Source organism: Aureimonas endophytica, from assembly GCF_014642635.1.
GTDB lineage: Bacteria > Pseudomonadota > Alphaproteobacteria > Rhizobiales > Rhizobiaceae > Plantimonas > Plantimonas endophytica.
On the sequence record NZ_BMIQ01000001.1, the window covers coordinates 732,920 to 744,884 of the forward strand.

Here is an 11,965-nt window from a genome sequence, read left to right on the forward strand (position 1 = left end):
GCCCTATTCGTCCAGCATCTGCTTCACGGCCACCGCCAGCTCGCGCAGCGAGAAGGGTTTGGCCAGGAAGCCGAATTTCTCGCCTTCGGGGAGATTCTTCGCGAAGGCCTCCTCCGCATAGCCGGAGACGAAGATGAACTTCAGGTCGGGCCGGCGGCCGCGCATCTCGCGCAGGAGCGTCGGCCCGTCCATTTCCGGCATGACGACGTCGGAGACGACGAGATCGATCCTGCCGCCGAGTTCTTCCATCACCTCCAGCGCCTCGACGCCGGACGAAGCCTCGTGCACCTCGTAGCCGCGCATCTTCAGGGCGCGGACATTGCCGGCGCGCACATGGTCCTCGTCCTCGACGAGAAGGATGGAGGCGGTGCCGGAGAGATCGCCCGAATCCGCCGGCAGGCTGGCGATGCCGGAGGGACCCGCCTCGGTCTTCGTCGCCAGCGCCTCGGCCGGCACGTGGCGGGGCAGGAAGATGCGGAAGCTCGTGCCCTTGCCGGGCGTCGAGTCGACATAGATGAAGCCGCCCGACTGCTTGATGATGCCGTAGACCATCGACAGGCCGAGACCGGTGCCCTTGCCGATCTCCTTGGTGGTGAAGAAGGGCTCGAAGATCCGCTCGGCGACTTCCGGCGGCATGCCGGTGCCGTTGTCCGAGACCTCGACCAGCACGAACTCGCCTTCCTGCATCTCGACATAACCGAAGGACTTGGCCTCCGGCTCGCCGACATTGCGCGTCGAGATGGTGATCGTGCCGCCGTCCGGCATCGCGTCGCGCGCGTTCTGGACGAGATTGGTCAGCACCTGCTCAAACTGCCCGATATCGGCCATCACCGGCCAGAGATCGCGGGCGTGATGGCGCTCCAGCTTCACGAGGTCGCCGGAAATGCGCTTCAGCAGGAGATGCATGTCCGCCACCACGTCGGTGAGGTTCAGCATCTTCGGGCGCATGGTCTGGCGCCGCGAATAGGCCAGGAGCTGGCGCACCAGCGAGGCCGCCCGGTTGGCGCTCTGCTTGATGAGCAGAAGATCCTGGAAGGAGGGATCGCCGGCCCGCTGGTTGAGGAGAAGGAAGTCGACCGAGGCGGTGATGATGGTGAGAACGTTGTTGAAGTCGTGCGCGATGCCGCCGGCGAGATTGCCGATCGCCTGCATGCGCTGCGCCTTCGCGAACTGCTCCTCCAGCGTCCGCTGCTCGGTGATGTCGACGCCGTAGAGAATGACGCTCTCGCGCGAGCCGTCGGTCGGCGTGCCGGTGCCACTCACATAGACGCGCAGCGCCCGGGCCGAATCGCCGCCGACCTGGACATCGACCGGCGAGGCGGCGACGGCGCGGTGCCGCCGGGCGCTGGCCATGGCCTGACGCAGCGCGTCGCGCCCCTCCTCCTTCACGAGGTCGGCGACCGCGACGCTGCCGCTCGCGACACGGCCGAACAGCTTCTCGAAGGCGGCATTGGCGCGCACCACGCGGCCTTCCTCGTCCAGCGCGGCGATGGCGATCGGCGAGGAATTGAAGACGCGGGCAAAGCGCAGTTCCGCCGCCTGCACGGCGTTCTCGTCTGGCGCCTCGGCGCCGCGCTCGGTGACGATCGCCCGCACCCCGCCTTCGAGCCCGAGACTGTGATCGACATGCAGCCGCACCGGCAGCGGGCGCCCGTCGAAGCCGGCGAGCGCGCTGTCGATGACGCGGGGGCGGTGGTCCGCGTCGCCGACGAGATAGGCGGCGACATCCTTGCCGAGCAGGCTTTCGACCGAGCGCTCATAGGGCTTGATGGTCGCCAGATCGAAGCCGAGCCAGGTGGCGAGCGTCGCGTTCACATAGGTGATGCGGCCCTTGGCGTCGGCGGCGAAGAAGCCGGCCGGCGCGTGGTCGAGATAGTCGATGGCGTTCTGGAGGTTCTGGAAGAAGGTCTCCTGCTCGGCGCGCTCGGCGGTGATGTCGGCGATCTGCCAGGCATGGGCGGTGCCGCTCGCCACCTCGACCGGCCGCACCGAGGCGCGATACCAGCGCGGCTCGCGGGCCGGACGGCCGGCGAGATCGCGCTCCATGCGGAATTCCTCGTGCGCCGCCTCGCCCTTGCCGGCCCGTCCGGCGAGCCGGTAGACGACTTCCGATCCTTCGCGCTCGCGCGCGAGGATGCGCTCCAGCGAGCGCACCTCGTCCGGCGTCGCGGCGCCCGTCGCCTCGCCATAGGCGCGGTTGGCGTAGAGGATGCGGCCCTTGCGGTCGACCACCAGCGTGCCGGTGTCCAGCGTGTCGAGGAAGCGATGCGCGATGCCCGAATCGGCGGAAGGCGAGGCGAAGGACACGAAGCCGAGGGCGAAGGCGAAGATGGCGGCGATGCCGACCATCGCCAGCAGCGAGAAGATGGCGATCAGCGCGAAGCCGCCATAGGCATGGCCGAACAAAGCGAGCAGCGCGGCCACGAAGAGGAGCGAGCCGCCGAGCATCAGCAGGCGGCGCACGCCGGCCGCTTCTGCGCTTCGGTCCACGAGGGGCTTGTCGCTCATGCCGGGGAAGGCTCCGTCCATCGCGATCGCGTATCACGTTGCTCGAAAGGGTTCAGCGGACTTTTAGCGAAGGCGCCCACCCTTGAGGAAGACGCCGAACGCGGCGACCGAACTGGGAATCTAGTGCGCCAACCTATCTTCGCCCTGGATCGAACGATGTTGGCAATTTCGAGGAGGTCCCGGAAAGACCTTGTCGGAACCGGCCAATTCCGGTCTACAGTCGCGCGATTTGCGAGGAGCGAACCATGGGCTCTGGCCTTTCCGATTCCGTCGGCACAAGCTTCGGGCCGCTGGCGAGCTATGCGCTCGCCGCCGTCATCGTGCTTGTTCTCATCATCGTCGTCCTCTTCGTCGCCAAGCGGGTGCTGGGCGCCGGGCCGGTCGGCGGGGTCGGCTCGAAGCGCGGCCCGCGCCTCGCGGTCCTCGATGTCGCGGCGGTGGACCAGCGCCGCAAGCTCGTGCTCGTCCGCCGCGACGAGGTGGAACATCTGATCCTGATCGGCGGCCAGAACGACCTCGTCGTCGAAGGCGGCATCCTGCGCATGCCGGGCGCGCTCCGTTCCGGCGGACCCGAGCGGGCGGGCACCCGCGTCGAGCCGACGGGCGCGATCGCGCCGAGCCCGGCGCCGCTGCCCCGCGCGCCGGCCGCCGGCACCGCGCCGCGTTCCGCCGCGCCCGCTCCGCGCGGCTCGAGCCCGCTGCGCCGCCCCCTGCCCCTCCCGGAACCGCGTCCGGCCGAAGAGCCGCAAGCCGAAGCGCCGGCGGTCAAGGCCGAGCCGGTCTCCGCACCCCTGCCGGTTCCCCCGATCCAGAAGCCCGAGCCGTCCGTGGCGGCCGATCCCGTTCCGCCGCGCGCCGCCGCGCGTCCGGAGGTGATCGAGCGGCCCATTCCGCCGGCCCCGGAGCCGCCGCCGGTGATCATGCCGCCGATCGCGGCCGAAGCCATCCGGCCGGCGCCCCGCGCCGAAGCCCTGCGGTTCGCGCCGGACAGCCGCTCCCTGCCCGAGCCGGTGCCGCCGCGCCCCGCGCCGCCGCGTGCCGAGCCGCCGCAGCCGCCTGCGGAACTGCCATCGGCGCCCGAGCCGCGCGACCGCGCCGAGGACGAGCCGCGCATTCCGGCCTTCCTGCGTCGCGGCGACGTGCCGAAACAGACCCCCGTCCCGCCGGTGCCGCCGGCCGAGCCCCCGCCGCCGCCCGTCGTCGCGCCCTCGCCCGCCGCGGCTTCGCCCGGCGCGCCGGCAAAGCTCGCTCCGCCGCTGCCCTTCCAGCTTCCGACCTTCCGTCCGCCGGAACCCGCGTCGCCCGCGCCGGAAACACGCGTCGCCGAGCGGCAGGATCCGCCGGCCCCGCAGCCCTTCGCGCCGCCGCCGCCCTTCGCGCCGCCGCCCCCCGTCCTCGACATTCCACCGGTGCCGGTCGCCCCGGCGGCGCGGGTCGTGCCGCCGGCGCCGCCCGTCCCGGACCTGCCGCCGCAGCGCGATCCCGCGCCGGGCGAGGATGCCGATCGCCGGCCGCTCGCCGTCCGCAGCTTCGCGACCTCCATCCAGTCGCGCCGCTCGAATTTCGAGCCGGCCCGGCCGCCGGCCGAGCCGGATCGCTTCGCCCCCCTGCCGGTGGCGATGCCGCCCGCGACCGTCGCAGCGCCGCCGATCGCCCCCCCGCCCGTGCCGCCCGTCCGCCCGGCCGCGCCCCCGGTCGCCGCGCCCCTGCCGGCGCCGGACGAGGTCAGCCTGGAGGACACGCTGTCCCAGAAGCTGAACAGCGATTTCGGCGATTTCGCCTGGCCGGACGAGAAGCCGGCCGCCCGGCCGGCGGAGCAGCGCTCGGCACCGGAGCCCGCTTTGCCGGAGCCCGCCCCGCCGGTCGCGGCGGAGCCAGCGAAGGCGCCGGAGCGCGAACTGACGCTGGAAGAGGAAATGGAGCGCCTGCTCGGCGACTTCGATTTCGGCGATCGCCGCAAGTAGCGGCGATACGGCGGTGCCCGCCTTCGGGGCGCCGCCGTATCGCGCGATGTGATGAACCGGCTATGAAAAAGGCGCCCCTGGGGCGCCTTTTTCATCTCCTCCCGATGGATGGACGGGCGGCGGACCGCCCGAGCCTTACTCGTCGCGATAGACCTTCTCACGCCGCTCGTGGCGCTCCTGCGCCTCCAGCGACATCGTGGCGATCGGTCGCGCGTCCAGGCGCTTCAGGCTGATCGGCTCGCCCGTCTCCTCGCAATAGCCGTAGGAGCCGTCATCGATCCGCTCCAGCGCCGCGTCGATCTTCGAGATGAGCTTGCGCTGGCGGTCGCGCGCGCGCAACTCGATGGCGCGATCGGTCTCGGAAGAGGCCCGGTCGGCAAGATCGGCGAGGTTGGAGTTGTCGTTGGCGAGAGCGGCGAGAGTTTCGCGGGATTCGCGGAGAATTTCCGACTTCCACGCAAGAAGCTTCTTGCGGAAATACTCCCGCTGCCGATCGTTCATGAAGCTGCCGTCATCCAAAAGGTCGGCCTCGATATGCAGAACTTCGCTCATATCTCATCCCCTTCCACGGCGATGGCGGGGCTTATAGCGACGGGACGTTTCAGGAACAAGAAGCATTCGGGCAACATTTCGCCAGAAAACACATCTTTGAAAGCAAGGTGTTAACGCTCGGCTAAGTTTTGCCGTTCCTTTCAGCAACGTGCCACGGCGCGATGCCTCTTCCTGCGGCAGGACCACGGTCCGGGCCCGGGGCGTGCCGCCAGGACGGCGATTGCCCGCCTTCGCCAACCGCGCTAGGCCGAAGGCCATGAGCGAGACATCCAAGACGATCCTCTTCGTGCTGCGGCATGCCCATGCCGCCAAGGGCCTGCCGGGGCAGGCCGATTACGACCGTGCCCTGGACGAGCGCGGCCATCGCGAGGGCGAGACGATGCGGCGCGCGATGGAGGCGCGGGGGCTTCGTCCGGCGCGCGTCCTCTGCTCCGGCGCGGCGCGCACCCGCCAGACGCTCGGCCTCGTCGAGGGCGCCTTTCCGTGCGCCGCGACGGAATTCACCGACGAGATCTATTTCGGCGACGAGCGGGTCTATCTGCGGAAAGCCCGGGAGGCCGGCGACGCTCCGAGCCTGATGCTGGTCGGACACAACCCGATGATGGCCGATCTCGTGGCGCTGCTCGCCGGACGGGGCGATGACGAGGCGATGCGCCATCTCGCCGAAGGCTTTCCGCCCGGAACGCTGGCCATTCTCGAATTCGCGACGCCTCTGTCCGAGATCCGCGAGGGGTCGGGCGTCCTGACGGCGCAGCTCGAACCCCGCCGTCTCGCCTGAAGGGAAGCCGCGGCCTTTCGGCGCGCCCCGGCCCCACCTATATGCCCGGTGAGCCCTTTGCCGCACCGGGAAGCCGCCTCTCTCATGCCATCGATTGCCGACGAGGCGCGCATCGCGCTCGACAATCTCGCCGACCGGGCGACCTCGCTCTTCAACCCCACCCTCCGGCTTGGCGTCGCCGGCCTGTCGCGGGCCGGCAAGACGGTGTTCATCACCGCGCTGGTCCACAATCTCCTGCATGGCGGCCGGCTGCCGCTGTTCGAGGCGCAGGCGGCGGGGCGCATCGCCGGCACGCGGCTCGCCGAACAGCCGGACCTCGCCGTGCCGCGCTTCCAATACGAGGATCACGTCCGCCTTCTCGTCGACGAGCGGCTCTGGCCGAATTCGACCCGGGCGATCTCGGAGATCCGGCTGACGATCGACTATGAATCGGCCTCCGCCTTCTCGCGTCTCCTGTCGCCCGGCCGCCTGTCGCTCGACATCGTCGACTATCCGGGCGAATGGCTTCTCGACCTGCCTTTGATCGAGAAGGATTTCGCCACCTTCTCGCGCGAGGCGCTGGACCGCGCCCGCCTGCCGCAGCGCAGCGCCATCGCCGCGCCGTTTCTTGCGCTCGTCGCCGAGCTCGATCTCGCGGCGCCCGCCGACGAGGCGCGCGCCCAGGCGCTGTTCCGCGCCTTCGCCGCCTATCTCCAGGCGTGCCGGGCCGACCGCACGGCGCTTTCCACCCTGCCGCCGGGGCGCTTCCTCATGCCCGGCGATCTCGAAGGCTCGCCCGCCCTCACCTTCGCGCCCCTGCCCGTCGAGGACGGACGCGCCTATCCGCGCGATTCCCTCGCCGCGCTCTTCACCAACCGCTACGAGGGCTACAAGTCGGTGGTGGTGAAGCCGTTCTTCCGCGAGCATTTCGCCCGGCTCGATCGCCAGATCCTCCTGGTCGACGCGCTTCAGGCGATCAATGCCGGACCGGCGGCCCTCCAGGATCTCGAAACCGCGCTGACCGAGATCTTTCTCTGCTTCCGGCCGGGCCGGGCCAGCTGGCTCGGCTCGCTCGTCAGCCGCCGCATCGACCGGATCCTCGTCGCCGCGACCAAGGCCGATCATCTCCATCGCGAAAGCCATGCGCGGCTGGAAGCCATCGTGCGCCGGCTGGTCGAAGAGGCGGCGGCGCGCGCGAAATTCTCGGGCGCGACGGTCGAGATGCTGGCGCTCGCCGCCGTGCGCGCCACGCGCGAAGCCAGCGTTTCCGACAAGGGCGAGCGCCTGCCGGTGATCGTCGGCACGCCCATCGCCGGCGAGACGATCGCCGGCGAGCGCTTCGACGGCCTCCGGGAAACCGCGATCTTTCCGGGCGATCTTCCCGCCGATCCGGGCCGGCTTCTCGCCGGCCTGCCGGCCGAGGAGCGCGGCATCAATTTCGTGCGCTTCCGCCCGCCGCGCCTCGAGCGCAGCGCCGACGGCCTCGCTTTGTCGCTGCCGCATATCCGGCTCGACCGGGCGCTCCAGTTCCTCGTGGGAGACCGCCTCGCATGAGCGACCTGCCGCCCCGCCGCCCGCCGGCCGCCTTCCGCCTGGAGGAGACCGGCGAACCGCCGCCGCTCGCCGAGCGCCTTCGCGCCGAAGAGCCGGGCCGCGCGCCGCGCGCGGTGAACGATCTGTCCTCCGTCGAACTCGAAGCGGCGGACGTGTTCGAGACCGAAGCGCTGGAGCTTCCCGAAACCGCGCCGCTGCCGAAGCGCCGGGGCCTGCCCTTCGCCAAGCTCTTCCTCGCCGCCCTCGGCGCGCTCGTCTCGATCGCCCTCGGCCTTGCCGTCGACAATCTCGTCCGCGACCTCTTCACGCGGGCGGACTGGCTCGGCTGGACGGCGATCGGCCTCGCCGGGCTGCTCCTTCTCGGCGCGCTCGGCGTCGTCGCCCGCGAGATCGCCGGCCTCCTGCGCCTGAAGGCGGTGGAGGCGGAACGCAAGGCCGCGACGAAGGCCTTCGAACTGGATTCGGCGCGGGAGGCGGCCGAGGTCGTCGACCGGCTGACGGGCCTTCTCGCCCAGCATCCCGAAACGGCCGGGGGTCGGAGCCGGCTCGCGGCGCTGAAGGACGAGGTGATCGACGGCCGCGATCTCATCATCCTCGCCGAACGCGAATTGCTGGAGCCGATCGACCGCCGGGCGCGCGCCCTCGTCATGGCGTCGGCGAAGCGCGTCTCGGTCGTCACCGCCGTCAGTCCGAAGGCGCTGGTCGACATTTCCTACGTGCTCTTCGAGAATGTCCGGCTCATCCGCCGGATGTCGGAACTCTACGGCGCGCGGCCGGGCCTCATCGGCCTCGCGAAGCTGACGCGCGACGTCGTCGGCCATCTCGCCGTGACCGGCTCGATCTCGATCGGCGACAGCCTCGTCGGGCAGGTCGTCGGCCACGGCCTCGCCGCACGCCTTTCCGCCCGGCTCGGCGAAGGTGTCGTGAACGGGCTGTTGACGGCGCGGGTCGGCATCGCCGCCATGGACCTCTGCCGGCCCCTGCCCTTCGTGCGGGCGCGCCGACCGCGCATCGGCGATTTCATGAACGATCTCATCGCCCTGCAAGGCGGCGGGCGCATTGGTCGCACCGGCGGCGGGCCTCCGCCGGACCCGGTCTGAAAGCATCGGTTAACCATTCTCGGCGATAAGCCTAAGGGTCACCCGATCCCAAGCCCGGAAGGTTCGATCATGTCGCAAAGGTTCGCCGCCGGCCTTCTCGTCGCCGTTCTCGCCGCCACCGCCCCCGCCCATGCCGCCAATGACGACGCCTTCTTCAAGCGGGTGGTCGGCCAGTGGAACGGCCCCGGCGAGATCGTCGCGGGCAAGTACAAGGGCACGAAATTCGTCTGCACCTTCGACGGCAGCCAGACCGCCAGCACGGGCGGCATCGCGCTCGATGGCTCCTGCCGCATGGGTCTCTTCTCGCAGAAGATGCAGGCGAGCGTCGAGCGCGCCGCCGGCGGCTATCAAGGCTCCTTTCTCGACGGCTCGGAGGGCAAGGGCCTCGACATCATTTCCGGCAATGTCGATGGCGACACCGTGGTCTTCGGCCTGAACCGCAAGCAGCTTCGCGGCGCGATGGTGGCGAAGCTCGCCGCCGAGAACCGCCTGAACGTCACCGTGTCCGTGCGCGTCGGCGGCGAACTCGTGCCGGTGATCGGCATGAATCTGAAGCGCGGCGAAGGCCTGGTGAAGCAGACCGCCCTCGAACAGTGACGGCTCCGGCCGAGGTCAGCCCTTCCACCAGTCCCGATCGTCGCCGAGCGCCTCGATACCGGCGCGGTCCAGTTCGGCCAGCCGCGCGGCGATCGGCACGCCATCGATGCGAAAGTCCGGGGCCACATCGGCGAGCGGTATCAGCACGAAGGCGCGCTCTCCCATGCGCGGATGCGGCAGGGTCAGCGCCGCATCGGCGAGAACCACCCCCTCCATGTCGAGAATGTCGAGATCGATGGTGCGCGGCCCCCAGCGCTCCAGCCGTTCGCGCTTCAAGCCGCGCTCGACGGCGAGGCCGGCCTCCAGCAGCGCGTGCGGCGCGAGGGCCGTGTCGAGGCTCGCCACCGCGTTGACGAAGGGCGGCTGGTCCGTCTTGCCCCAGGGCGGCGTCCGGTAGAGCCGGGAGACCGCCGACACAGCGATGTCGGGGCGGGCGTCGAGCGCCCGGAGCGCCATCCGCATATTGGCGACCGGATCGCCGAGATTGCCGCCGAGACCGAGAAGGGCCCGCGTCATCGCGCCTCTCCCGCCCCGGCCAGCATCGCGTCGGCCAGCGCCAGGGCGTCCCGGTTCACCGCGACGTCGTGGACGCGGAATATCGCGGCGCCGGCGAGGCGCAGGATCACGCTCGTCGCCGCCGTGCCGAAATCGGCGTCGCCCGCCGGGCCGACGGCCTGCCGGACGAAGCGCTTGCGCGAGGTGCCGACGAGCCAGGGCCGGTCGAAACAGGCCGCGACCTCCGCGAAGCGCCGCAGGAGTTCGAAATTCTGCGCCGCCTCCTTGCCGAAGCCGAAGCCCGGATCGAGGACGATCGCATCTTCCTCGACGCCGGCGGCCCGCGCGATCCGCAGCGATTGCGCCAGGAAATGCGCCTGATCCGCCACCGGATCGGCCAGCACCGCGCGGTCCCGGCCCGTATGCATGAGGCAAAGCCCCGCGCCGGTCGCGGCGGCGACCCGCGCGATTTCCGGCTCGCGCTGCGCGCCCCAGACATCGTTGACGATATGCGCGCCCGCCTCGATCGCGAGGCGGGCGGTCGAGGCGCGATAGGTGTCGACGGAGAGGATCATGTCGGACGCCGCGAGGCCCGCGATCACCGGCAGGATGCGACGCTGCTCCTCCAGCGCATCGACGGGCTCGGCGCCCGGCCGGGTCGACTCGCCGCCGATGTCGATGATGTCCGCGCCCGCCTCGCGCAGCCGATAGGCATGGGCGATGGCCGCCTCGACATCAAGATGCCGGCCGCCGTCGGAAAAGCTGTCGGGCGTCACGTTGAGGACGCCCATCAGCCGGCTCCGGTGCCCGAGCCCGATGTCGCGGCCGTGTCCGACCGTCCATTGCGTGATGCTTGCCACTTTCCGCCGCGCCGCCGCCCTTCTTCACCTTGCCGATAGATGGTCGGCGCCGAGCCGCGCAAGTCGCTTGTGCGCGGCGCCCGATCCTCTACCCTCGGGCGCGAGGGCAAACGGGGGGATGTCCATGCAACAGTTGAGCCTCGCGCTCCTCCTGGCGATCGGCTGCGTCGCCGGGACCGTGTCCGCCCGCGCGGGCGGCATCAACGAGCGCACGAACTATTTCACCCTGCGCGGCGCGACGCTGGAGGAGCTCGACCGCGAGATGAACCGCAAGGGGCCGACGACGGGCGTCGGCGAAGGCCGTCATCCCGGCGCCACCCAGGTGAAGTTCGGCGGCTCGGTCAGCTACAAGCCCGTCGCGTCCGGCTGCGCCGTCGGCCGGGTCGATTTCAACCTGCGGCTCGTGAAGATCCTGCCGCGCTGGACGCCGCCGAAATCCGCCTCGGCCGGCACCGTCATCGTCTGGCGCACCCTGTCGGAGGATATCGCCCGCCACGAGGAGGACCATGCCAAGATCGCCCGCGACTATCTGCGGCGCATGGAGGCGGCCGTGCGCAATCTCGGATCGCGCGGCGACTGCCGCGCGATGGAGCAGGCGGTGAACGCCACGACCGGCCGCTATCTCAAGGAACACGAAGCGGCGCAGCGCGCCTTCGACACGATGGAGGGCCGCGAGGTCAACTGGCGCCTGAAGCGCCTGCTCCGCCGCAACATGGATGCGGCGATGTCGGCCGGCGGAGCGGGGAACTGACGGCGCTGGGCGCGTCAGGCCTGACGCGCGGGGACGTGCAGCACCAGCCCGTCGAGCTCCGGCCGCATCTTGATCTGACAGGACAGGCGGGACGTCGGCTTCGCCTCCCAGGCGAAGTCCAGCATGTCCTCCTCCATCGCCTCCGGCTCGCCCACCGCCGCCGTCCATTCCGGATCGACATAGACATGGCAGGTCGCGCAGGCGCAGGCGCCGCCGCATTCCGCCTCGATGCCGGGAACGGAATGGCGCACGGCATTCTCCATCGCCGTGGTGCCGTTCGCCACATCGAGATCGTAGCGCTCGCCGGCGCTGGAAACGAAGGTCAGTCGGGTCATGATCGCCATCGCGGACTGGAAGTCGGCGGAACCGCGCCGATCGACAGGGGAGAACATCGCGAAGCGGGCGAAGTCAACCACTTGCCTGCCCGGCTCTCGAACGGTTCCAATCAGCGCAGCAGCGAACCGATGAAGTCGCGGGCGCGGCCGATCTCCTCGCGCATCGCCGCGAGCGCGGCGGCGGCGGCGGGATGGTCCTCGACCGCCTGCGCCGCGTCAGCGAGGGCGAAGGCGCCGACATTGCGGGCGCTGCCCTTCAGCGCATGGGCCAGCGCGCCGCGCTCGGCTTCCGAAGCCAGTTCCAGCCGCGCCGCGCATTGCTCGACCTGCCGCGCCATGAGCGCCAGGATCTCCCGCTCCAGCTCGCGATCCCCCAGCGTCTGGCTGGCGAGATGGACGAGATCGATCGGCCGCTCCGTCGAAGGCCGCGCCTTCGGCGCGTCGTTCCTCGTATCGGCTTGGCGGGCGAGCGTCTGAAGCATCGGGCGTCCT

Annotated in this window: 12 protein-coding genes; 6 read left to right on the top strand and 6 right to left on the bottom strand. The window is 70.6% G+C overall.

The annotated features are described in order from the left end of the window. Window positions 1-3: 3 nt before the first annotated feature. Entirely contained in the window at window positions 4-2,508 is a 2,505-nt protein-coding gene (gene cckA / locus IEY14_RS03755; protein ID WP_188906846.1) for a cell cycle histidine kinase CckA, read from the bottom strand. A gap of 245 nt (window positions 2,509-2,753) precedes the next feature. Here cckA and IEY14_RS26085 point away from each other — a divergent pair, with 245 nt between their 5' ends. Then, window positions 2,754-4,472 (top strand): flagellar biosynthetic protein FliO, encoded by a 1,719-nt coding sequence (locus tag IEY14_RS26085; protein WP_188906847.1) that lies wholly within the window; start codon window positions 2,754-2,756, stop codon window positions 4,470-4,472. 135 nt (window positions 4,473-4,607) lie between these two features. Here IEY14_RS26085 and dksA read toward each other — a convergent pair whose 3' ends face one another. Continuing rightward, complete coding sequence (gene dksA / locus IEY14_RS03765) at window positions 4,608-5,024, bottom strand: RNA polymerase-binding protein DksA (protein ID WP_188906848.1); 417 nt, start codon at window positions 5,022-5,024, stop codon at window positions 4,608-4,610. Window positions 5,025-5,280: 256 nt separating this feature from the next. Between dksA and IEY14_RS03770 the strand changes: the two genes are divergently transcribed. The 4 genes from IEY14_RS03770 to IEY14_RS03785 all read left to right on the top strand — a co-directional run bounded on the left by IEY14_RS03770 (window position 5,281) and on the right by IEY14_RS03785 (window position 9,032). Next, window positions 5,281-5,802, top strand: a complete 522-nt coding sequence (locus IEY14_RS03770) for a SixA phosphatase family protein (RefSeq protein ID WP_188906849.1) — start codon at window positions 5,281-5,283, stop codon at window positions 5,800-5,802. An 84-nt stretch (window positions 5,803-5,886) separates the two neighbouring features. After that, window positions 5,887-7,335, top strand: coding sequence for a YcjX family GTP-binding protein (locus IEY14_RS03775; protein ID WP_188906850.1), 1,449 nt, complete (start codon window positions 5,887-5,889; stop codon window positions 7,333-7,335). Then, entirely contained in the window at window positions 7,332-8,435 is a 1,104-nt protein-coding gene (locus IEY14_RS03780) for a YcjF family protein (RefSeq protein ID WP_188906851.1), read from the top strand. The genes IEY14_RS03775 and IEY14_RS03780 overlap by 4 nt, the downstream gene beginning before the upstream one ends. Window positions 8,436-8,504: 69 nt before the next feature. Beyond that, window positions 8,505-9,032, top strand: a complete 528-nt coding sequence (locus IEY14_RS03785; RefSeq protein WP_188906852.1) for a hypothetical protein — start codon at window positions 8,505-8,507, stop codon at window positions 9,030-9,032. A 15-nt stretch (window positions 9,033-9,047) separates the two neighbouring features. Here the strand turns inward: IEY14_RS03785 and folK are convergent, their stop codons facing one another. Both folK and folP read right to left on the bottom strand, forming a co-directional pair. Continuing rightward, the gene (gene folK / locus IEY14_RS03790; RefSeq protein WP_188906853.1) at window positions 9,048-9,548 is read right to left on the bottom strand and encodes a 2-amino-4-hydroxy-6-hydroxymethyldihydropteridine diphosphokinase; all 501 of its coding nucleotides are present in this window, start codon (window positions 9,546-9,548) and stop codon (window positions 9,048-9,050) included. After that, window positions 9,545-10,387 carry a dihydropteroate synthase gene (folP, locus tag IEY14_RS03795; RefSeq protein ID WP_244639282.1) on the bottom strand — a complete coding sequence of 281 codons (843 nt, stop codon included), beginning with the start codon at window positions 10,385-10,387 and terminating at the stop codon, window positions 9,545-9,547. Before folP ends, folK begins: the two co-directional genes overlap by 4 nt. Window positions 10,388-10,511: 124 nt before the next feature. On the opposite strand from folP, the gene IEY14_RS03800 reads away from it, so the two are divergent. Beyond that, entirely contained in the window at window positions 10,512-11,138 is a 627-nt protein-coding gene (locus tag IEY14_RS03800) for a DUF922 domain-containing Zn-dependent protease (RefSeq protein ID WP_188906854.1), read from the top strand. Between the two features lie 14 nt (window positions 11,139-11,152). Here IEY14_RS03800 and IEY14_RS03805 read toward each other — a convergent pair whose 3' ends face one another. Beyond that, window positions 11,153-11,473 (bottom strand): 2Fe-2S iron-sulfur cluster-binding protein, encoded by a 321-nt coding sequence (locus IEY14_RS03805; protein ID WP_188906855.1) that lies wholly within the window; start codon window positions 11,471-11,473, stop codon window positions 11,153-11,155. A gap of 110 nt (window positions 11,474-11,583) precedes the next feature. After that, window positions 11,584-11,955, bottom strand: coding sequence for an Hpt domain-containing protein (locus IEY14_RS03810; RefSeq protein WP_188906856.1), 372 nt, complete (start codon window positions 11,953-11,955; stop codon window positions 11,584-11,586). Between the last annotated feature and the right edge of the window lie 10 nt (window positions 11,956-11,965).